The organism is Mycobacterium sp. 1423905.2, assembly GCF_001673155.1.
Taxonomy (GTDB): Bacteria; Actinomycetota; Actinomycetes; order Mycobacteriales; family Mycobacteriaceae; genus Mycobacterium.
This window is the reverse complement of record NZ_LZLE01000317.1, coordinates 1-21499: the sequence shown is the minus strand read 5'-3', so window position 1 is coordinate 21499 and position 21499 is coordinate 1. Positions and strand designations below refer to the sequence as shown.

The window sequence follows — 21499 nt, the reverse complement described above, 5'->3', positions numbered from 1 at the left end:
GCAGCGCAGCGGCCAGCCGTTCGAAATCGACCTTCTTAGCGGCCTTGGTAGCCATGGTCCGAGAATAGGCCGCGTTATTCAGACGGGAGCTGCTGCCTGATGCCGCGGATCGGCTCGCGCTCGTTCTGCGAGTAGAAGCCGGACTTCGGAATGCTGTTCGGCACCCCCGAGGTGCCCGAGTTGAGGATCGACTCGCGGCCGACGGGGTTGCGTACCCCCGCGTCGTTGCCGGGGCTGAACACGCCGGCGTAGCCGGTCCCGTTCGTGGTGCGCAGCGCCGAGTTGGCGGCCGCGCTGCTGGTCGCGTTCGGCGTGACCGCGCTCGCGTTACCCGACTCCAGGACGCCGGTGGGGGCGCTGACCGGGGCGACCGCGGCGGCAGCGGCCGGAGCGGTGTTGAACGCCGCCAGGCCCGGGCCGAAGCTGCCGGTGCCGGTCAGAGCTGAATTCAAGATCCCGGAGGCGGCCGTGCTCAGGCCGCCGGTGGCGTAGTGAGCCGAGCTCAGGCCGACGTCCCCGCCGAGCGCGGAGCCCAGCACACCGTCGTTCAGCCCGGAGTGCCACAGGCCGGTGGCGGAGATGCCGCCGTTGCCGAACCCGGCGATCGAGTTGCCGGAGTTGCCCAGCCCGAAGTTGAGCGAGCCGGAGTTACCGATGCCGAGGTTCCCCGAGCCAGAGTTGAACAGCCCGACGTTGCCGCTGCCGGAGTTGCCGAAGCCGACATTGCCGGTGCCCGAGTTGAAGCCTCCGAAGCCGAATTGCTGATCACCGGTGAGGCCGAAGCCGAAGTCGCCGCTGCCGGTGTTCGCGAAGCCGATGTTGCCGCTACCGAAGTTCCCGAACCCGAAGTTGTTGCTGCCCGTGTTGCCGCTACCGATGTTCCCACTGCCGGTGTTGCCGCTACCGAGGTTGCCGCTGCCGACGTTGCCACTACCCCAGTTGTTGTTACCGATGTTGTTGTTGCCGATGTTGCCACTGCCGTTGTTGCCGAAGCCCAAGTTGAACTGGCCGTTTTTGCCGATGTCGATGCCCAGGTTGCGCAGCACCTGCTGCCAGGGCGCCAGCTGGGCGGCGGCCGCGGACGCGTCGAAGTGGTAGTTCGCCATCGCGACCACGTCCAGCGCCCACATCTGCTCGTAGGCGGACTCGGTGTCCATGATGGCCGGCCAGTTCATGCCGAAGAAGTTCGTCGATGCCAGCATTTGCACCAGCCCGCGGTTCGCCGCGATCACCGCGGGCTGCACCGTGGCGGCCAGCGCGGCCTCGAACGCCGACGCCGTTGCCGTCGCCTGGGCAGCGGCCTGCTCGGCCTGTAACGCCGCCGCGCTCAGCCACGACATGTATTGCGTCGCGACCGCCATCATGGCCGCAGACGACGCACCGAGCCAGGAACCGGTGGTCAAATCCTGTGCGACCGAGCTGAATGACGCCGCCGCTGAACCCAGCTCCTCGGCCAAGCTGCCCCATGCTGCGGCCGCGGCAAGGAGCGGCCCCGCCCCGGGACCGGCGAACATGAGTGCCGAGTTGATTTCTGGCGGCAACCACGCAAAATGCGGGTTTGTCACCAACCCAAACTACCCGGCAGCGCCGGTTGCCGTGGCCGTATCGGAATCTAAAACCGGGCCATCCTCAGCCGCCGCACAGCCGGCTCAAAGCGGCCCCGAACACCCTAGGCGGGAACCGGCGCGGACTGCCGGCCGCGCACCAACTTGCCCGGGCGGGCGTCGGTCGGCACGCCGTTTTCGGCGATGATTTCACCAGAGACGACGGTGGCGACGTACCCCTCGGCGGTCTGGTCAAGGCGCCGCCCGCCGGCCGGCAAGTCGTAACTGATGACCGGTTTGTGCAGCCGCAGGGCGCCGTGGTCGATGACGTTGAGGTCCGCCTTGTAGCCGACGGCGATGCGCCCCCGGTCGGCCAGCCCGGCCACCCGGGCGGGTACCGAGGTGAGCTCACGAACGGCTTCGGGGACGCTGAACCGTCCGGATTTGCGGTCGCGCGCCCAGTGCGTCATGAAGTACGTCGAGTAGCTCGCGTCGCAAATCATGCCGTAGTGCGCGCCGCCGTCACCCAAACCGAGCACCACGTCGTCGCGGTGCAAAAGTTTGCCGACGGTGTCCAAAGAGTTGCTTTCCAGGTTGCTGGTCGCGACCAGCAGCATGGCGCGGCCGTCGTCGTCGAGTAGCCGGTCGTAGGCCTCTTCCATCGGGTTCACCCCGCGGGCGCGGGCCCGGGCGCCGATGCTGTCCTGCGGGTCCGGCTCGTAGTTGGGGTTGTCCCCGAGCGGGAAGATCCAGTCCCAGGCCTGGGCGACGTAAAGGATCGGGTGGCCGTGGCCGGGCTTGTCGGCCAGGATGCGGGCGCGGACCTCCGGCTTGCGCATCTCGGCGACGCGCTCGGCCAGCGGCAGGTGGGCGATCTCGCGATAGCTCGGGTAGAGCACGAACGGGTTGGCGGTCAGCTGCAGCCCGATGATCAGACCGATCGGGCGGGGCAGCAGTTGCGCGGTGATGTCCCCGCCGGCGGCGTTGGCTTTCTCGACCATGTTGATGGCGTCCGGCCAGGTCGGGTCGCCGGCGTTGGCGACGACGAGGGTGAAGGTCACCGGCAACCCGACATCCTCGGCGACGTCGAACACCGTCTGCAGCACCGGCTGGTAGCCCCCGGCCGGGATGTCGGGGACGAATTGCAGCAGGCCGCCGCCGCCGTCGACCACGCCCTTGGCGATCTCCTCGATCTCTTCGCGGGCGGCGTCATAGCTGGGGATCGGCGAACCGCTTTCGGTCTTGTGGATCGTCAGCCGCGACGAGGCGAAGCCCAACGCCCCCACTTCCATGGCTTCCTGGGCCAGAGCCCGCATCTTGGCCAAATCCTCGGCGGTGGCCGGCTCCCGGTCCGCGCCGCGCTGCCCCATCACGTACACCCGCAGCGGCGAGTGCGGCAGGTAGGCGGCGACATCGATATCCCGCCGTCGCGACTCCAAGGCGTCGAGGTATTCCGGGAAGGTCTCCCAGGTCCACGGCAACCCGTCGGTCATCACGACCCCGGGGATGTCCTCGACCCCGGCCATCACGTCGACCAGCACGTCGTGGTCCTCTTGACGGCACGGCGCAAAGCCGACCCCGCAGTTCCCCATCACCACGGTGGTCACGCCGTGCGCCGAGGACGGCGTCAGCCGTTCCGACCAGATGGCCTGGCCGTCGTAGTGGGTGTGCAGGTCCACGAAACCGGGAGTGACCAGCAAGCCGGTGGCATCGATCTCGCGGACCGCATCACCGGTCACCGTTCCGACCGCCTTGATCAGCCCGTCTTGCACCGCCACATCGCCGACGTACGGTTCACCTCCCGACCCGTCAACGATGGTGCCATTGCGGATGAGGAGGTCGTAAGTCATGCAAATAATCTACGGCCGTGTCGGCGGCTCGTGCCAGGATCTGAAGGGTGATCGATCACCTGGGAATCAACTGTGCGGACTACCCGAAGGCGCAGCGGTTCTACGACGCGGTGTTAGGTGTGCTCGGCTTCTCGCGGCAGATGGACTTCGGCGTCGCGATCGGCTACGGCCGAGACGGGCACCCGTCGTTCTGGATCGCCGACGGCTCGACGATGGGACCGAACCGGGAAAACCACATCGCGTTCCAGGCCGCCGACGAGGCAGCGGTCCGCGCGTTCCATCAGGCGGCGGTGAGCCTGGGCGCCGAGTCGCTGCATGAGCCGCGGCTGTGGCCGGAATACCACCCCGGTTACTACGGTGCGTTCGTGCGCGACCCGGACGGCAACAACATCGAAGCGGTCTGCCACGGCGCGCTGTCGTAGGGTCGCGGATATGGCCAACCCCGATTCCGCCGCCCGAGAGTTGTTGCGCGACGCGTTCACCCGGCTGATCGAACATGTCGACGACATCACCGACGGCCTGACCGACGAAGTCGCCTCCTACCGGCCGACGCCCGACGCCAACAGCATCGCGTGGCTGCTCTGGCACAGCGCGCGAGTCCAGGACGCCCAACTGGCCGACGTGGCCGGGGTGGAGCAGGTATACAGCCGCGACGGCTGGGTGGACCGGCTGGGCCTGGACCTGCCGCGCGACGACACCGGGTACGGGCACGGCCCGCAGGAGGTGGGCAAGGTGCGCGCGCCGGCCGATCTGCTGGCCGGGTACTACCGCGCCGTGCACCAGTTGACCCTGGAGTACGTCGCCGGCGTAACGGCCGAGGAGTTGGCCCGCGTGGTGGACACCAACTGGGACCCGCCGGTGACTGCCAGCGCCCGGTTGGTCAGCATCATCGACGACTGCGCTCAGCACCTCGGCCAAGCCGCCTACCTGAAAGGCATTCAGTAGGTTCGGGGGCGTGCGATTCGCGGTGGCGGTGCTGTGCTGGCTGGTCACCACGATCGCACTGGCTGTGGCCATCCCGGCGGCCTGGATCCAGCTCAACATCGTCGACGAGGACGGTTACGCGGCGCTGGCGCAGCGGGCGGCCGCCGACCCGCAGCTGCAGTCGGCCATGGCCGGCGAACTCACCACCCGCGCGATGGCGCTGATCATCGAGCACGGCGGCGGCCGCTACCCGATCGACAGCTCCGTGGTGCACGACGCCGCCGCTTCCTTCACCGCCGGCCCCGCCTTTCCCCAGCTGTTCGCCCAGCTCAACCGGGCCGTGCACGCGTATGTGTTCAGCGATCCGGCGTCCACCCAAGACGGTGACCAGTGGCTGATCGACCTGGCTCCCATGCTCAAGGACCCGGCGATTCAGCAAATGCTGAACGATTACCACGTCACCGTGCCCGCCACGCTGCGGGTGCCGGTGACGGCGACGGTGTCACAGCCGATACGCCAGGGGCAACTGCGGCGACTGGCGGTCTGGGGGCCCGGCGTGACGATCGGCGCGGTGGCCATCAGCGCAGTCGGCGGATTGCTGACGCTGCTGGTCTCCCGCGGCCGGGGCCGGGCAATGTCCAGCTTGGGCGTATCGGTGCTGCTGGTCGGCGCGCTCGGGTGGGCGGGGCTGGAAACCGGCACGCGGTGGATCGACACCGCGCTCAACCAGACCACCGGCGATATCAGGCGGGTGGCTGAGGTGATGGTCGGCTACGCCGAGCGCGGTGTGCACCTGTGGCTCAACCTGGCCTTGATCGCCGGCGCGGGCTTGGTCGTGTTGGGCGTGCTCGCCGCGGTGGGCGGCAGCGTGGTCAGGCCACCGCCGCGGCCTTGATCTAGCGCAGCGGCAGCTCGGCCAAGATGGCGCCGGTCGGCTGGGGGGATCCGGTGCCCGGTTCGACGGTGAAGGCCAGCGCGGTCGAGTTGCCGAGGTCGTCCAGCGTGGCCTTGGTCGACGGCGTCACGGCGGCCGCGCCCATGGTGCCGGCCGACGTGGGCCCCTTGGTGCCCAACAGCCACATTTGATACACCGTGCCCTGCGACGGTGGTGGCACATTGTTCATCACGAGCACGCCGGCGTTGCGGTCACGCGAGAACACCACCGTCGCGGTGCCATTGCCCAGCGGGCGCGAGACGGTGCGGACGTCGGGAGCGGTCAACACCTGCTCGCTGAGCGGCGGGGGCGCCGACGGGCGGGTCAGCACACCGAGCCCGAATGCCGCCAGACCGATGACGATGGCCGCCGCGGCGGCCAGTGCCGCGTTGCGCCAACGCGATTGCGGCCGGGCGGGCTGGACTCGGTCCAGCAGCGCCTCGCGCAGCTGCGGCGGCGGCTCGGCGGCCGTCACGGCCGACAGGGTCGCCATCGTCTCGCGCACCGCACGAACCTCGTCACGGAAGGCCGAGGCCACCGCCGCGGGCGCGGCCGCCACTCGCCGGTCGATCTCAGCTCGTTCCGCCTCGGAGACCGCGTGCAACGCATAGGGCGCGGCCAGCTCGAGGAGTTCGAAGTCACCCGGGGCGCTCATGCGGCCTCCAGGCAATTGCGCAGCCCGCGCAGCGCGTCGCGTATGCGCGACTTGATCGTCGAGAGGTTGGCCGACAACTGCTGTGAGACTTCGGCATACGTCAGTCCGCCGTAGTAGGCCATCTCGATGCAGCGGCGCTGCGCGTCGGTCAGCGCGTCCAGGCATTGGGTGACGCGACGACGCTCGTCACCGGCGATGGCCGAATCGGCGACGACATCGGTGGCCGGTTCGACGTTGGTCATGCCGTAGCGCGACTCGCGCTGTGTGCCGGCCTGCTCACTGCGCACCCGGTCGATGGCGCGGCGGTGCGTCATGGTCAGCAGCCAGGCCAGCGCGGAGCCTTTCGCCGAGTCGAATTCCGAGGCGGTGCGCCACACCTCGAGGTAGATCTCCTGGGTGGTTTCCTCGCTGTAGCCGGCATCACGCAGCACCCTGGTCACCAGTCCGTACACCCGGGATTTGGTTTGGTCGTAGAACGCGGCGAATGCCGCATCGTCGCCTCGGGCCACCCGGCGCAGCAAGGCGTCCAGGTCGCTGCTCTGCGCGGGTCCGGTCATCGGTCGGTAGCCTAACGCCACCGGTAGTCCCACTGGCCACGCCGGCACCCACTTTCATCGCGCGCCCCGAGACCAGCGCGCCTTGGTGCGCTGAAACCACAGCCGTGGCGCGGCGTTCCAGGCCCGCACCGGGTGTGGTTCGCCGCGCAGCGCGGCGGTGAACGCCAGCCGGTGTTCGTGGTGCGACGACACCACGATGTCCACCTGGTCGGCGGGGGGCGGCGCCAGCACCAGGTAGTGGCTGGTGCCGGTGCGCATCCGCGGCGCGCAGAGGCGTCCGCGGACCAGGACGGGCACGTCGGCCGGTGGCAGTAAGCAGGCATGCCGACCGCCGTCGGCGGTGCTGAGCGCGACGACCACCTGCCGCACCGTGCCGTCGCGGTCGTGACACCAGAAAAGGCTCAATCCGCAACCGGCGACCGGGGCCTGCAGCAGCGCGGTGATGCGGCCATCGGGCGGCATCGCGCCGTGTTCGGTGACGAAGCTACGCACCCGGTCGCGCAGCGAACCGTCCCACGGGCCGGCGAAATGATCCTCGGCGGCGAAGCCGACGAACGGCCGCAGCCACCGGGACACCTGGGGGAGTTGGTCGAGGTCGACGTACCAGCCGTAGCTGCGGCGCTCGAACGCATGCTGCACCGGTACCTGTCCGGAATAGCTGAAGCAGGTGCGGTAGCTGGTCGGGGTCGGCGCGCCCAAGGCAGCCGAGCCGGCCAGGTCCGCGGCCGGAAGCGCGGTGGTGGGGTGACTCTGCTGCACACCCCGTATTCGGAGCCCGCCGCTGAGTGGACGGAGCTGTCAGCGACTCAGCTCGAACCCTGCTCGGGCCGGCTGTAAGCCATGAACCGCTCGGTGGGCTGCTCGTTGTCCGGCAACGCAGGGCTGCGCGCCGGCCGGGTGCGCACCCGCATCGGCCACCAGAACCACCGGCCCAGCAGCGCTGCGATGGACGGCGTCATGAACGAGCGCACGATCAAGGTGTCGAACAGCAGGCCCAAGCCGATGGTGGTGCCCACCTGCCCGATCACCCGTAGGTCGCTGACGATCATGGACGCCATGGTGAACGCGAACACCAGTCCCGCGTTCGTGACGACCTTGCCGGTGCCGCCCATCGACCGGATGATTCCCGTCTTCAACCCGGCATGGATCTCTTCCTTGAACCGCGAGACCAACAGCAGGTTGTAGTCCGAGCCCACCGCCAACAGCACGATGACCGACATCGCCAACACCATGTAGTGCAAGTCGACGGCCAGAATGTGCTGCCACAGCAACACCGACAACCCGAATGAAGCGCCCAGCGACAGCGCGACCGTACCCACGATCACCGCCGCGGCCACGAATGCACGGGTCAGGATCAGCATGATGATGAAGATCAGGCACAACGACGAAATGGCCGCGATCACCAGGTCCCAGTTGGCGCCCTGGGAGATGTCCTTGAACACCGCCGCCGTGCCGGCTATGTAGATCTTGGCGTCCTCGAGCGGGGTGCCCTTGAGCGACTCCTCCGCGGCGGTGCGGATCTTGTCGATACTCGCGATGCCTTCGGAGGTCTGCGGGTCACCTCGGTGCAGGATGATGAAGCGAGCCGCGTGCCCGTCGGGGGACAGGAACGAGTTCATGGCGCGCTGAAAGTCCTTGTTCTTGAACACTTCTGGCGGCAGGTAGAACGAGTCGTCGTTCTTGGCCGCGTCGAACGCCTTGCCCATGGCGTTGGCGTTCTCGCTCATCTCGTCCATCTGGCTGAAGATGCCCGACATGGTGCTGTGCATGGTCAGCATCATGGTGCGAGTGCTTTCCATGGTCGCGATCATCGGCGGGAAGGTGGCGATCATCTGCGGCATCAGCGCATCGAGGTTTTTGATGTCGGCGACCAGCGTGTTGAGTCGTTCGTCGATCTGATCCAGCCCATCCAGGGCGTCGAAGATCGACCGGAACGACCAACAGATCGGAATGTCGTAGCAGTGCTTCTCCCAGTAGAAGTAACTGCGGATCGGCCGCCAGAAATCGTCGAAATCGGCGATGTGGTCGCGCAATTCGGTGGTGATCTGCTGCATCTCGATGGTGTCGTTGACCATGCGGTGGGTGTTGGCGACGAGCTGTGTCATCAGGTCGTACATGTGGCGCATCGTCACGATCATGGTGCCCATGTCGTCGGCCTGTTTGAGCATGTCGTTCATCCGGTCGCGCTGATATTTCATGGTCTGCACCTGACCGGCGTTTTGCATGCTGATCTGAAACGGAATGGACGTGTGGTCCATCGCCGTCCCGTCCGGCCGGGTGATCGCCTGCACCCGCGAGATGCCCGGCACCCGGAAGATCCCCTTGGCCAGCTTGTCGATCACCAGGAAGTCCGCCGGATTCCGCATGTCGTGGTCGGACTCGATCATCAGAATCTCGGGCTTCATCCGGGCCTGCGAGAAGTGGCGATCGGCGGCCGCGAACCCTTCGTTGGCCGGGATGTCGGTGGGCAGGTAGGCCCGGTCGTTGTAGTTGATCCGGTACCCGGGCAACGCGAGCAGGCCGACCAGGGCCACCGCGCAGGTGGCGGCCAGCACGGGCAGCGGCCAGCGCACCACCACCGTGCCCACCCGTCGCCAACCGCGGAAACTCAAGCGCCGCTTGGGATCGAACAACCCGAATCGGCTGCCGACGGTCAACACCGCGGGGCCCAGGGTCAGCGCGCACAGCACCGCGACCGTGAGGCCCAGCGCGCACGGGATACCCAAGGTTTCGAAGTAGGGCATGCGGGCGAACTTCAGACAGAAGGTGGCCCCGGCGATGGTCAACCCGGAACCCAGGATCACGTGGGCGGTTCCGCGGTACATCGTGTAGAACGCCGTGTCTCTGTCCTCGCCGAGCTGCCGTGCCTCGTGATAGCGCCCGAAGATGAAGATGCCGTAGTCGGTGCCGGCAGCGATCGCCAGCGAGGTGAGCAGGCTGACGGCAAAGGTAGAGAGACCGATGGCCCCGCTGTGGCCGAGCAACGCGACCACCCCCCGCGCCGCGGTCAACTCCACGCCGACGGTCAACAACAACACGATGACGGTGACCACCGAGCGGTAGACCGCCAGCAACATCAGGAAGATGACGGCCACCGTCGTCACGGTGATCTTGATCATCGACTTGTCGCCGCTGTTGTGCATGTCGCTGACCAGCGCCGAGGCGCCGGTGACGTAGGTCTTGAGGCCGGGCGGGGCGGGGGTCTCGGCCACGATCTTGCGGACAGCGTCGACCGATTCGTTACCCAACGGCTCGCCCTGGTTACCGGCCAGGTTGATCTGGACGTAGGCCGCCTTGCCGTCGTTGCTCTGCGCGCCGGCCGCGGTGAGCGGATCTCCCCAGAAGTCTTGGACGTTGGTGACGTGCTTCTTGTCGGCCCGGAACTTGCGGATCAGGACGTCGTAGTACTTGTGGGCCTCGTCGCCGAGCTGCTGATTGCTCTCCAGGATGACCATCGCCGAGCTGTCGGAGTTGCCTTCGTGGAAGACCTCGCCCATGCGCTTCATCGCCTCGTACGAGGGCGCCTCTTTGGGACTCAGCGACACCGAGCGTTCTTGGCCGACCACTTCCAGCGACGGCACGAACACGCTCAGCGCGACGCACACCGCGATCCACCCCAGGATGATCGGCACGGCGAACGCGTGGACCATCCGGGCGATGAACGGCCGTTCGGCATGAGTGCCGGTGTTGGGCTCGTTGGCGAATGTGGTGGTCACGCCGACTTCACCAAGCAATAGGTGAATGCGTTGACCTCGTTGGAAACGTGCTCGGCCTTCACGACGCCGTCCACCGTGATCCGGCAGCCGATGCTGTCGCTATTACCTTGGGCGACAAGGTTTCCCATCACCGCGGCCAAGGTTGTCGTGACATGCAACGACCAGGGCAACACTGCTCCATCAACGCGTCGGGGATCGGAATTGACATCGAAATAGCTGATGTCGGCGACCGTTCCGGGCGGTCCCCAAACCTCGTACGAGATCTGTTTGGGATTAAACGGTTTGCTGTTTTCCAGGTTGCTGTCCGAATACGCCTCGCGCTTCTCGGAGGCGAAGAAGCCGCGGACCCGGTGCACGGTGAAGCCCCCGGCGATGACGACCGCCAGGATCACCAGCGGAATCCATGTCCGCGCCAGCACCCTGAAAATCTCAATTCCCCTTCACCAATTTGGGCGGCTCGCGGACCGCGGCGGTCTGAGCTACTAAGCCTTGCCTAAGTAAAGCACGGCGTACGGCCGGGCCTCACTCCTTCCCGGCGCATGCTGAAGTGTAACGCATATCACGTGCGTAAAAGCCGGAATTATAGAGCGGCGACCTACGCGAACGCACGCTCCGCCGCCCAAATCACCCGCTGTGCGTTATACAAATCACACGTCGTGCGTTATCCTCCCCCAGTGGCGCAGCTCGCATTCCGACGCGCCCGCACCGAGGAGAACAAGCGCCAACGTGCGGCGGCGCTGGTGGAGGCCGCCCGCTCGCTGGCCGTCGAAACCGGGGTCGCATCGGTCACATTGACCGCGGTCGCCAGCCGGGCCGGCATCCACTACTCCGCCGTGCGCCGCTACTTCACCTCCCACAAGGAGGTGTTGTTGCACTTGGCCGCCGAGGGCTGGGTGCGGTGGTCGGGCACGGTGTGCGAAAAGTTGACTGCTTCCGAGCCGATGACGCCGGAGCGGGTGGCCGAGACCCTGGCCAGCGGCCTTGCCGCCGACCCGCTGTTCTGCGACCTGCTGGCCAATCTGCATCTGCATCTTGAGCACGAAGTAGAGATCGAACGCGTCATTGAAATCCGACGAACGATCTCTGCTGCGGCGATTGCGCTGGCCGACGCGATCGAGCGGGCCCTGCCCGCGCTCGGGCGCTCCGGTGCCTTCGACATCCTGATCGCCGCCTACTCACTGGCCGCGGCGTTCTGGCAGATCGCCAATCCGCCGGCCAGGATCTCCGACGTCTACGAGGAAGAGCCCGAAGTCCTTCCGCCGGAATGGAACATCGAATTCGGGCCCGCGCTCACCCGTGTGCTCAGCGCGACCTGCATCGGCACGCTTTCGGGGACTCGATGACCAGCGCGCGCGCCTTGAATGCACAGGGTCGTGATGCACGTCGCGCTGCACTACTGGGTTTGCATTAGGTTAGGGGGCCTAAGTTGACATCCAAGCTAATTAGTTGGCGGCTCTCGTCACTGGTTAAGAAAGCGCGGCCATGACAATGACCGAGCCACGGACCGACCCATCGGGGCGGCCGGACACTGCAGAGGGCCAAGGCAAAGCAGCGACTCGCCCGCGCGACAAAGACGGAAGACTGAGGCGCCTCGTCAGCCGGTTCTGGCTTGTCCTCACGGTTCTGGCCGTCGTTGCGGTATCGGCATTCGTCGTCCACCGACTGCACAATGTCTTCGGCGTTCACAGCGGATCATTCGGTGGCGGCTCATCCGGTGACGTCATCGACCAGTTCAACCCCAAGACGATCACGCTTGAGGTCTGGGGTGCACCGGGCAGCACGGCGACGATCAATTACCTGGACGAAAATTCACATCCTCAGCAGGCCCTCAATGTGCCCCTACCCTGGAAGACGGAATTGAAGTCAACGAAGCCCGGCATCCCGGCCAACCTGATGGCACAAGGAAACGGCAGTTGGATCGCCTGCCGGTTCCTCGTCAACAACAACGACGGGCGCGGTGACGTCATCAAAGCGCCGAATCAGTCGCCTCCCGAGCAGACCGTGAACGCCTTCGTCTACTGCCTGGACAAGTCCGCATGAGCGAGACCACCGAGACCGAGGGACCACCGCGCGTCGATCAGCCGCTGATCCCGCCCTTCCTGCCCCGGATGATCCATCGGCTGGCGGTACCGATCGTCCTGGTGTGGCTGGGCATCGTCTTCGTGACGAACACCGCCGCGCCGCAGCTCGAGGTCGTCTCGAAAAAGCACTCGGTGTCGCAGAGTCCCAAAGACGCAACGTCGTTTCAGTCGATGATGCGCGTCGGATCGACGTTCAAAGAGTTCGATTCCGACAACTCGGCGATGATCGTGCTAGAGGGCGAAAAGCCGCTCGGGGCTGAGGCGCACCGCTACTACGACGAGATCGTCAAGCGACTCGAGCAAGACAAGAAGCACGTGCAGCACGTCCAGGATTTCTGGAGTGACCCACTCACGGCCGCGGGCTCCCAGAGCCACGACCAGAAGGCCGCATACGTTCAGGTCTACCTCGCGGGCAACATGGGCGGTGGACTGGGCGCGGAGTCCAGCGACGCCGTCCGCAAAATCGTGGATTCGGTGCACGCGCCGCCAGGAATCAAGGCTTACGTCACCGGCGCGGGTCCACTGATCGCCGATCAATCCCATGCGGGTGAAAAGGGCGTCGCCATAGTCACTCTCATCACCATCCTGGTGATCTTCGTGATGTTGCTCTTCGTCTACCGCTCGCTGGTCACCGTCCTGGCGGTGCTGTTCATGGTGTTCGTCGAATTGGCCGCAGCGCGAGGCGTTGTCGCGGTGCTCGGCAACTACGGGATCATCGAACTCTCCACTTTTGCCAACAACCTGCTGGTCTTGCTCGCGATCGCCGCGGGAACGGACTACGCGATTTTCGTGGTCGGCCGCTATCACGAAGCCCGCGGTCTGGGTGAGACGCGCGAAGAAGCGTTTTACACGATGTTCCACAGCACGGCGCACGTCGTGTTGGGGTCGGGTCTGACCATCGCCGGCGCGATGTACTGCCTGAGTTTCTGCCGGTTGCCATATTTCGAGACGCTGGGTGTGCCGTGTGCCGTCGGCATGCTGGTGGCAGTCATTGCCGCGATGACGCTGGGCCCGGCGGTATTGACGGTAGCCAGCTTCTTCAAGTTGCTGGATCCGAAGCGAAAACTGGCAACTCGGGGCTGGCGGCGGATCGGCACTGCCATCGTCCGCTGGCCAGCGCCAGTCTTCGCGGTGACTATCGCCGTCGCTCTGGTCGGTCTGCTCGCCCTGCCCGGATACAAGACGGACTACGACACCCGTCACTACCTACCGGCGGACACCCCGGCCAATGTCGGTTACACGGCTGCCGACCGGCATTTCAACCCGGCCCGGCTCAATCCCGAGCTGTTGATGATCGAAACCGACCATGACCTTCGCAACTCGGCCGACTTCCTCGTTCTCGATAAGGTCGCCAAGGCTATTTTCCACATCCCCGGCGTCGGTCGGGTGCAGACCATCACCCGGCCATTGGGCACGCCGCTCGACCACAGCACCCTCGGTTTCCAGATGGGTGCACAGGCCGCGGCGCGGCTTCAGACCCAGCACTATCAGGATGAGCAGGCCAAGAACCTGCTGAACCAAGCTGACGAGCTGCGAAGGACGATGGCAACGCTGCACGAGCAGATGCAAGTCACCCAGGACCTCAGCAACACGACCCACGAAACCACCAAGCTGACCAAAGAAACCGTGCAGATCACCGAAGCGCTGCGCGACGACATCGCCAACTTCGACGACTTCTTCCGGCCGATTCGTAGCTACTTCTACTGGGAGAAGCACTGCTACGACATTCCGGTCTGCTGGGCCATCCGGTCCATCTTCAATGCGCTCGACGGAATCGACCAGGTGGCGCAGAACATCTTGGCCCTCAGCGCCAATCTCGACAAGTTGGACCAGATTCAGCCCAAGCTGGTGGCGTTGATACCGCCGCAGATCGAGAGCCAGCAGCGCAATCTCGACACCATCATGTCGAACTATGCGACCACGATGGGTCTCAATGCCCAGGCGGCGGCTCAGGCCGACAACGCCACCGCCCAGGGCGATGCGTTCGACAAAGCGAAGAACGACGACACGTTCTACCTTCCGCCGGAAGCGTTTCAGAGCCCGGATTTCGCGCGCGGTCTCAAGCAGTTCATCTCGCCGGACGGGCACGCTGTCCGGTTGATCATCTCGCACGAAGGCGACCCGGCGACTCCTGAAGGCATCAACCTCATCCAGCCGATCAAGCAGGCCGTGCACGAGGCGATCAAGGGCACCCCCTGGGAAGGCTCCAAGGTTTACCTCGGTGGCACCGCCGCCACGTACAAGGACATGCACGACGGGTCCAACATCGACCTGATGATTGCCGGTATTTCAGCTGCCACATTGATCTTCGTGATCATGCTGATCATCACCCGAAGTGTTGTCGCGGCCTTTGTGATCGTTGGCACGGTGTTGTTGTCGCTGGGCGCCTCGTTCGGCCTCTCGGTGCTCTTATGGCAATACATTCTGGGCGTCAAGCTGCACTGGATGGTGCTGGCGATGGCGATCATCCTGCTCCTGGCGGTCGGCTCGGATTACAACCTGCTGCTGATATCGAGGTTCAAAGAGGAGATCCACGCCGGACTCAAGACAGGGACGATCCGCGCCATGGCCGGTTCTGGCTCGGTAGTGACTTCGGCAGGGCTGGTGTTCGCGGCCACCATGGCGACGTTCATGTTCAGCCCGCTGACGGTGATGGCTCAGGTGGGCACGACGATCGCGCTGGGTCTGTTGTTCGACACCTTGGTGGTGCGGTCATTCATGACACCGTCGCTGGCTACTCTGCTCGGGCGCTGGTTCTGGTGGCCCCAGCATGTGCGGCCCCGGCCGGCCAGCCAGATGCTGCGGCCCTACGGCTCACGTCCCGCGGTGCGTGCGTTGCTGGATCCCAAGCCCGACGCCGACGAGGCCAACACGGACCGCCTGTCGGCCGCGCGCCCGCATTACTGAGCTGGGGCGAAACTACAGCGCTGCGGCGTCGCGCATGATGTCGCTCAACTCCGACACCGGCGCGCCGCAGGTGAGGCAGTGCACCGCCTCGGCGCCCCGCAGCCGGCCCACCTGGGCGAGCGCTTCGGCCGCGGCCTGCCACAGACAGGCGATGCACAGGATCTCGACGGTGTTGCCGAACGGGTCGAGATTCGGGTGGTCGCAGGAGTCCACGGCGTGAAGATGAACGATGTGGGTGGCCCGGTTGGAACAGCCCGCTTCGGACTGGCAGCTAACCGTGTGCCAGTCGAGGTCGACCAGAGCACCTGGAATACCGTTCCCAGTAGTTGGGCTCATCCGACGACCTCCAGCTTCCCGACCGCAGTCAAATCCGCCATCTGCACGCCCGCGGAATCGAGGCGGGGGCCGGAGTTTCCATTATGGGTTCGTTCGGCCCGCCGCGGCAAGGGTCGACCGCGGGTATTTGTCCGCGTTCTCCTAGATGCATCCGAGGAAAACCGTACTTTTATGACGTCAGCCAGTCTTCCCGCTGGTCATGGCTCGCGACATACGCCGATCGGCCATCGGCAGGATGAATTGATTGTCCCCCAATCGGGGGAATCCCCGGGTTTTAAGGACCGGCGAATGGGTCGTTCACGCAGAACGCCACGCACATTGCCCCGGCCGGAATGGACACCCACTGCAGTTGGCCGTCAGCCTGGCGTTGGCAGTAAATCGGACCAGGGTTGCCCCACACCTTCGCGCCCTCGGGTGAGCACTGTTTACCCAGGTCATTATCCGCGTGCGCGGAGCCACTACCGAAGAACAACATGATCGGGGCAACCGCTGCGGCCATCGCCAACCCGATGAACTTGGGCACGATCAGTTCGCCCAGTTCCAGACCGACATGTCACCGCGCGGGTACTGGTCGCATACCTCGGTGGCTTTGGCGACCACGCCTTTGTTGTTGAAGAAAATCTTCATGTGGTTGACCCACGCGAATGTCAGTGGGTCGCCGTTGTAAAAGTTCTCCGAGTAGTCCCTGCGCTGGGCCGGCGACAGCGAATAGAACCAGTGCGCTTTGTTAATCGTCGCTTCTTGGAGATTCGCGTGATTGTTGAAGTCGATCATGTACCTCTCGTAGTACACGGGACTGGTGTCTCTGACGGCGGCTAGGTATTGCTCGGCGTCGCACGTGGTCGCGATCTGGCGGCGGGGGATCGGGAAGTCTTCGGTGGAGTCCGCCGATGCGGTCGCGGGGAAGATCGCGGCGGCCACACTGAGAAGTGCAACAAAGACGCCTGTGCGCAGGCTGTTATTTAGCCGAGACATATCGATTACGGTAGCACTTTTCAAGGTCTGGCGAGAGGGTCGGCCGACTTTCTGTAGCTCATCTCACTACCTATCGCGATCAGGAAGAATCACGTGAGACGGATCCGGCCGGAGCTCCGGGGGCGCTTGACTGTAGTCGCCGAAAAGGCCGTCGCGGCGCTCGACGGCAGACCGCACGCCTTGGGTCTCTGCGGTCTGGATGAACGCCAGCGCATCCGGAGTGTTACGCATGAGGCCGTCGAGAATATTGCCCAGTGTCTGTGTGGACGCCAGCCCCATGTTTTCGTAAGCCTGGTTGACGATCAGCTTCTGCGCCTGCAGCTGGGAAAGCGGGATCGTCGACAGCTCGGCGGCGATTTCGGCGACGCGGGCTTCGAGCCGTTCGAACGGCACCGCCTCGTTGATCAGTTCCACTTCGGCGGCCTGCACCCCGGTCAGCGGCCGGCCGGTCAGCGAATGCCACTTCACCTTGGCCAGGCTGAGCCGGTACAACCACATGCCGGTCAGATACGCCCCCCACATGCGGCTGTACGGGGTGCCGATCACCGCGTCATTGCTGGCGATCACGATGTCGGCGCACAGCGCGTAGTCACTGGCGCCGCCGACGCACCAGCCGTGTACCTGGGCGATCACCGGTTTCGACGCCCGCCATATCGCCATGAACTTCTGGGTCGGCGCGGTGGCCCGGGCGGTGACCATGGCGAAGTCCTTGCCTGGGTCCCAGCGACCGTCGGTCATCATCGCCTCGCCCCAGTGCTGGAAGCCGCCACCGAAGTCATAACCGCCGGAGAACGCGCGACCGGCGCCGCGCAACACGATGACTTTGATGTCGTGGTCGCGCTCGGCCAGCCCGATCGCGGCCTCGATCTCGTCGGGCATGGGCGGCACGATCGTGTTGAGCCGGTCCGGCCGATTCAACGTGATGGTGGCGACCGATCCGGCGGTCGTGTACAGCAGCGTCTCGAACTCGGGTGCGGGCATGTCCCGAAGCGAAGCCGCCGGCGGACTCGGGTGTCAAGGGTCGGCTACAAACCGGCCGGCGATTCGGCGGCCACGGGTTCGGCCGGCTCCTTGCGTGATCGGCGCTTGCGCAGCCACCGCACCAGCACGACGGATACCACCACCGCCAACGCCGCGAGCAGGTAGACCTGGTAGCGCTCGATCCGCTCGTAGATCGCCCCGATGTGGTCGCCGGCCAGGTATCCGAGGGACACCCACAGGCCGACCCACGCGGCGCCGCCGAGCGCGTTGTAGGTCAAGAATCGCCACCAGCCCATGCCCGCCATGCCGGCGACGATGCCGTTGGCCTGGCGTAGCCCGTCGACGAACCGAGCGACGGGCACGACGATATTGCCGCGGGCAGCGAAGAACCGCTCGGCCGCGGCCACTCGGTCTTCGGTGAGGAACACGTAGCGACCGAATCGCACGACCAGTCGCCGGCCGCCGAACCGGCCGATGGCATAGCCGATGTTGTCGCCGCCGACGGCCGCCAGAAATCCTAAGGCCAAGACCGCGGCCAAGTTCAGCTGCCCGGTTGCGGCGTAGATGCCGCCCACGACCAGCACGGTCTGCCCGGGCAGCGGAACCCCGAAGCCTTCCACGCCCACCAGGACAAGGACCGCGGCGTAGCCGTGTCGGTCCAGGAGCGGCGCCAGCGATTGCAGGATTCCCGGCAGCGGTGCAGACATGACTGCAAGGGTGCCCACCGCGCGTGGCTGCTAGACGTGCTGGTTGGCCGGAACGGCAGTGGGGTACTACGCGGAGGCGGAAGTGTCCGCGCGGGAGGAAGTGTGCGTCCGAAGCGAGAAAGTGGCGCGCGACGGGCGCTGCAGGAATTCCTGGCTTTGCCGCTGGCGATCATCGCTGGATTTGTGGTGCTGGCGGTGATCACCAGCGTGCTCGACGGCGTCGACGCGGGCTGGCTGCGGCCCTTCACCCAAGCCTTGGCGAAACTTGCTCCGCCGCAAGAGAATCAGTCGATGCTGCGCACGGTGGCGCCCGGCATGATCTCGCTGATGACTATCACCTTCGTCCTGTTGCTCACCCTGGTGCACCGGATGGCCGACGTCTTCACCTGGGTGGTGGTCGAACAATTCCTGCGCCGGCGCGTCAACCAAGCATTCTTCGGCTACTTCGCCGGACTGTCGGCCAATTTCGTAGTGGTGCTGACGCTCGTCGACCCGGATCAGGCGGTGTTCAGCACCGTCGCCGCACTGGTCTTCAGCGTGCTGGCCATGATCGGGCTGGTCGTGTTCGGCTATTTGGTGCTTGACCAGCTCCGTCCGCCGTCAGTGGTGGAGCGCATCGTGCAGCTGACCCTGACCACCCGGGCCGAGCAGGAGAAGTGGCTGCCGCGAGTGCGCACGCAACCGCAGCTTGCCCACCTGCCTGCCACCACCGTGCGCGCCGAATGCAGCGGCTACCTGGTCGACATCGGCCTGGACCGGCTGGGGCGCGCGCTGGACGCGACACGGGGACCCGCCGAGATCGAATTCAGTACTAGGCTGGGCAGTCACATGGTCCGAGGCTCCGAATTGGCCGTGGTGCGGGCCGAAGACGCCGCTGACCGGGATCAGCTGGCCGAGGCGGTGCTCGACGCCTTGCGCTGCGGCAGGGAGCGCCAGCTCAACCGGGAATCCCGCTACGGCGTCCACCAACTGTCCAGCATGGGGTGGGCCTCGGCGACCCAGCGGGACCCGGAGGCCGCGTTGGTGAGCGTCGACGGACTGCACACGCTGTTGGCGCTGTGGTCCCGATCGGACCCGAGGGACGGGACAGGCTCCGACGACGAGCGGCTGGCGGTGGTCTACCGCGACGACATGGTGCCAGAAGTGTTGTCGGCGTTGGCCAATATCGCCGTGGGGGCTATCGAGGGCGGACAACATCAGACCTGCGCGCGGGTGCTCGACGTCTTCGCCATGTCCATTCCGTGCTTGCCGGCGGACTACCAACGCCTGGCAACCGCCCAGGTGCGCTATGCGCTGCCGACGGTGACCAGGCATCCCTTGACCACCGAACTCGACCGGGCGCTGAGTACATTGGGCCGTGTCCTGGCCGACAACGGCCACGCCGAGGTGGCCGCGCAGCTGGACCGCGTCGAATCCCGGCTCCACCACGAGCTGCCCCGCAGCTGAGGCAACCTGACACGTCCCTGAACCAGTTGACCCTGGAGTTCACCGTCGAACCGCTCAGGCAGTCAGCGTCTGCCACAAGAACGAGTAGCTCAACGCGGATTTGAACGCCAATTGCTCGTTGTCGGCCGCGCCGCCGTGGCCGCCCTCGATGTTCTCGTAGTACCAAACCTGGTGACCTGAAGCCTCCAAGGCGGCGGTCATCTTGCGCGCGTGGCCGGGGTGCACCCGGTCGTCGCGGGTGGAGGTGGTCATCAGAATCGGCGGATACCGCCGGTCGGCCGAAATGTTCTGGTAGGGCGAGTATTCGGAGATGAACGCCCAATCGTCCGGGTTGTCGGGGTCGCCGTATTCCGCCATCCAGGAGGCCCCGGCCAGCAACAGGTGGTAGCGCTTCATGTCCAGCAGCGGCACGCTGCAGACCAGGGCGCCGAACCGCTCCGGGTACTTGGTGAGCATGATGCCCATCAGCAATCCGCCGTTGCTGCCGCCCTGGGCGCCGAGTTGGGCGACGGTGGTGATGCCCCGGCTGACCAAGTCGTCGGCCACCGCGACGAAGTCTTCGGCCACTTTGTGGCGTCCCTCGCGCATGGCCTGGGTATGCCAGTTCGGCCCGTATTCACCGCCGCCGCGGATGTTGGCCAGGACGTAGGTGCCGCCGCGCGACACCCACAGCCGGCCCAGCACTCCGCTGTAGCTGGGCGTGTTGGACGTCTCGAAGCCGCCGTAGCCGTACAGCAGGGTCGGCCCGGGCCCGTCGGCGCCGGCGGGTCGCACCACGAAGTAGGGGATCGCCGTGCCGTCCGCGGAGGCAACGAAATGCTGCGCCACGCTGACGGTTTCGGGATCGAAGAAGGCGGGCGCGGATTTGATGAGGGTCAGTTCCCCGGCTGCGCTGCCGCGCATCAACCGCGAGGGTGCGTCGAATCCGCTGGAGTCCAGAAAGAACTCGTCGCCGGTGTCGTCGGCGGCCACAATGACGGTGTTGGCTGCCGCAGGAAGGCCGGGCAGCGGTTCGCGCTGCCAACTGCCGGGTGTGACGACCTCGACGCGGCTGGCCACGTCGGCCAGGGTGACCATCAGCAGCCGGTCCCTCGTCCAGGCGTAGTGGTTGAGCGACGTGTGTTCGTCGGGCTCGAAGACGACGCTCAATGTGGCTGTACCGGCAAGAAATTCCTCGTATCGAGCGGCGATCAAGGATCCGGCGCGGTAGGTGGTGTCACCGACGGACCAGTCGGTGCGAAGTTCGATGAGGATCCAGTCGCGGTGCATGGACACGCCGGCGTCGGTGGGAGCATCGATGCGGACCAGCTCCGCGCCGCGCAGTTCGTACAGTTCGTCATTCCAGAAGTCGAGCGCGCGGCCCAGCACGGTGCGCTCGAAGCCCGGTGTGCGGTCCACCGAGGCGAACACCCGGACGTCCTCACGCGCGCCCTCGAAGACCGTCTCGGCCTCGGCCAGCGGTGTGCCGCGGCGCCAACGCTTGATCACCCTCGGGTAGCCGGAGTCGGTGAGCGAGTCGTCCCCGAAGTCGGTGCCCACCAGCACGGTATCCGGGTCGGCCCAGGCGACTTGGGACTTGGCTTCCGGCAGCTGGAAGCCATCGTCGACGAATTCCTTTGTCTGCATGTCGAATTCGCGCACCACAGAGGCGTCCGACCCGCCCGGGGACAAGCCCACGAGTGCACGGATGCGCTCCGGCTCGATGACCCCAGCGCCGGCCCATACCCACTTGCGGTCATCGGCGCGGCCCAGCGCGTCGACGTCGATCAACACGTCCCACTGCGGCGAGTCGGTGCGGTAGCTGTCCAGCGTGGTGCGCCGCGGGGAGTATCTGTACAACTTCTGGCGTGACGCGGCCAACCCGCGCGGCTTGTGGCGGCGCACCA

General features: G+C 65.8%; 20 protein-coding genes. 7 read left to right on the top strand and 13 right to left on the bottom strand.

Going from position 1 to position 21499, the window contains the following annotated elements; genetic code table 11:
* Positions 1-74: 74 nt before the first annotated feature.
* Both A9W95_RS21435 and A9W95_RS21430 read right to left on the bottom strand, forming a co-directional pair.
* A complete protein-coding gene (locus tag A9W95_RS21435) occupies positions 75-1565 on the bottom strand; it encodes a PPE family protein (RefSeq protein ID WP_067417459.1) in 1491 nt (496 codons plus the stop codon).
* Positions 1566-1669: 104 nt separating this feature from the next.
* Positions 1670-3394: an amidohydrolase family protein gene (locus tag A9W95_RS21430; protein ID WP_067417458.1), complete on the bottom strand. Its 1725-nt coding sequence runs from the start codon at positions 3392-3394 to the stop codon at positions 1670-1672.
* Between the two features lie 47 nt (positions 3395-3441).
* On the opposite strand from A9W95_RS21430, the gene A9W95_RS21425 reads away from it, so the two are divergent.
* From A9W95_RS21425 to A9W95_RS21415, 3 genes are read left to right on the top strand one after another with little or no spacing between them, the layout of a single operon-like run.
* A complete protein-coding gene (locus A9W95_RS21425; RefSeq protein ID WP_067417455.1) occupies positions 3442-3816 on the top strand; it encodes a VOC family protein in 375 nt (124 codons plus the stop codon).
* 10 nt (positions 3817-3826) lie between these two features.
* Positions 3827-4339, top strand: a complete 513-nt coding sequence (locus tag A9W95_RS21420; protein ID WP_067417454.1) for a mycothiol transferase — start codon at positions 3827-3829, stop codon at positions 4337-4339.
* Positions 4340-4349: 10 nt separating this feature from the next.
* Complete coding sequence (locus A9W95_RS21415) at positions 4350-5213, top strand: hypothetical protein (RefSeq protein ID WP_067417450.1); 864 nt, start codon at positions 4350-4352, stop codon at positions 5211-5213.
* A 1-nt stretch (position 5214) separates the two neighbouring features.
* Here A9W95_RS21415 and A9W95_RS21410 read toward each other — a convergent pair whose 3' ends face one another.
* The 5 genes from A9W95_RS21410 to A9W95_RS21390 form a co-directional block, all read right to left on the bottom strand.
* On the bottom strand, positions 5215-5907 hold the full coding sequence (locus A9W95_RS21410) for an anti-sigma factor domain-containing protein (RefSeq protein ID WP_067417447.1): 693 nt from the start codon (positions 5905-5907) through the stop codon (positions 5215-5217).
* Positions 5904-6464, bottom strand: coding sequence for a sigma-70 family RNA polymerase sigma factor (locus A9W95_RS21405; RefSeq protein ID WP_067417444.1), 561 nt, complete (start codon positions 6462-6464; stop codon positions 5904-5906). The genes A9W95_RS21410 and A9W95_RS21405 overlap by 4 nt, the downstream gene beginning before the upstream one ends.
* Positions 6465-6518: 54 nt before the next feature.
* Entirely contained in the window at positions 6519-7223 is a 705-nt protein-coding gene (locus A9W95_RS21400) for a DUF1365 family protein (protein ID WP_067417441.1), read from the bottom strand.
* Positions 7224-7270: 47 nt separating this feature from the next.
* Entirely contained in the window at positions 7271-10114 is a 2844-nt protein-coding gene (locus A9W95_RS21395) for an RND family transporter (RefSeq protein WP_305799978.1), read from the bottom strand.
* A gap of 62 nt (positions 10115-10176) precedes the next feature.
* Positions 10177-10599 (bottom strand): MmpS family protein, encoded by a 423-nt coding sequence (locus A9W95_RS21390; protein WP_067417436.1) that lies wholly within the window; start codon positions 10597-10599, stop codon positions 10177-10179.
* A 237-nt stretch (positions 10600-10836) separates the two neighbouring features.
* Between A9W95_RS21390 and A9W95_RS21385 the strand changes: the two genes are divergently transcribed.
* The 3 genes from A9W95_RS21385 (at position 10837) to A9W95_RS21375 (ending at position 15168) form a co-directional block, all read left to right on the top strand.
* Complete coding sequence (locus tag A9W95_RS21385; protein WP_067417435.1) at positions 10837-11523, top strand: TetR family transcriptional regulator; 687 nt, start codon at positions 10837-10839, stop codon at positions 11521-11523.
* 139 nt (positions 11524-11662) lie between these two features.
* Positions 11663-12220 carry an MmpS family transport accessory protein gene (locus A9W95_RS21380; protein ID WP_067417434.1) on the top strand — a complete coding sequence of 186 codons (558 nt, stop codon included), beginning with the start codon at positions 11663-11665 and terminating at the stop codon, positions 12218-12220.
* The gene (locus A9W95_RS21375; protein WP_067417433.1) at positions 12217-15168 is read left to right on the top strand and encodes an RND family transporter; all 2952 of its coding nucleotides are present in this window, start codon (positions 12217-12219) and stop codon (positions 15166-15168) included. The genes A9W95_RS21380 and A9W95_RS21375 overlap by 4 nt, the downstream gene beginning before the upstream one ends.
* 12 nt (positions 15169-15180) lie before the next feature.
* On the opposite strand, the gene A9W95_RS21370 is transcribed toward A9W95_RS21375, so the two are convergent.
* From A9W95_RS21370 to A9W95_RS21350, 5 genes are all read right to left on the bottom strand, one after another.
* Entirely contained in the window at positions 15181-15504 is a 324-nt protein-coding gene (locus A9W95_RS21370; RefSeq protein WP_067417431.1) for a hypothetical protein, read from the bottom strand.
* A gap of 274 nt (positions 15505-15778) precedes the next feature.
* A complete protein-coding gene (locus A9W95_RS21365; protein WP_253851726.1) occupies positions 15779-16027 on the bottom strand; it encodes a hypothetical protein in 249 nt (82 codons plus the stop codon).
* Between the two features lie 2 nt (positions 16028-16029).
* Entirely contained in the window at positions 16030-16479 is a 450-nt protein-coding gene (locus A9W95_RS21360) for a DUF5078 domain-containing protein (RefSeq protein ID WP_067417428.1), read from the bottom strand.
* 66 nt (positions 16480-16545) lie between these two features.
* The gene (locus A9W95_RS21355; RefSeq protein WP_067417427.1) at positions 16546-17460 is read right to left on the bottom strand and encodes a crotonase/enoyl-CoA hydratase family protein; all 915 of its coding nucleotides are present in this window, start codon (positions 17458-17460) and stop codon (positions 16546-16548) included.
* Positions 17461-17504: 44 nt separating this feature from the next.
* On the bottom strand, positions 17505-18167 hold the full coding sequence (locus tag A9W95_RS21350) for a DedA family protein (RefSeq protein ID WP_067417462.1): 663 nt from the start codon (positions 18165-18167) through the stop codon (positions 17505-17507).
* A 102-nt stretch (positions 18168-18269) separates the two neighbouring features.
* On the opposite strand from A9W95_RS21350, the gene A9W95_RS21345 reads away from it, so the two are divergent.
* On the top strand, positions 18270-19613 hold the full coding sequence (locus A9W95_RS21345; RefSeq protein WP_067417426.1) for a DUF2254 family protein: 1344 nt from the start codon (positions 18270-18272) through the stop codon (positions 19611-19613).
* A gap of 54 nt (positions 19614-19667) precedes the next feature.
* On the opposite strand, the gene A9W95_RS21340 is transcribed toward A9W95_RS21345, so the two are convergent.
* Positions 19668-21499 (bottom strand): prolyl oligopeptidase family protein (locus tag A9W95_RS21340; RefSeq protein ID WP_156746329.1); only part of this gene is annotated, 1832 nt, incomplete at its 5' end.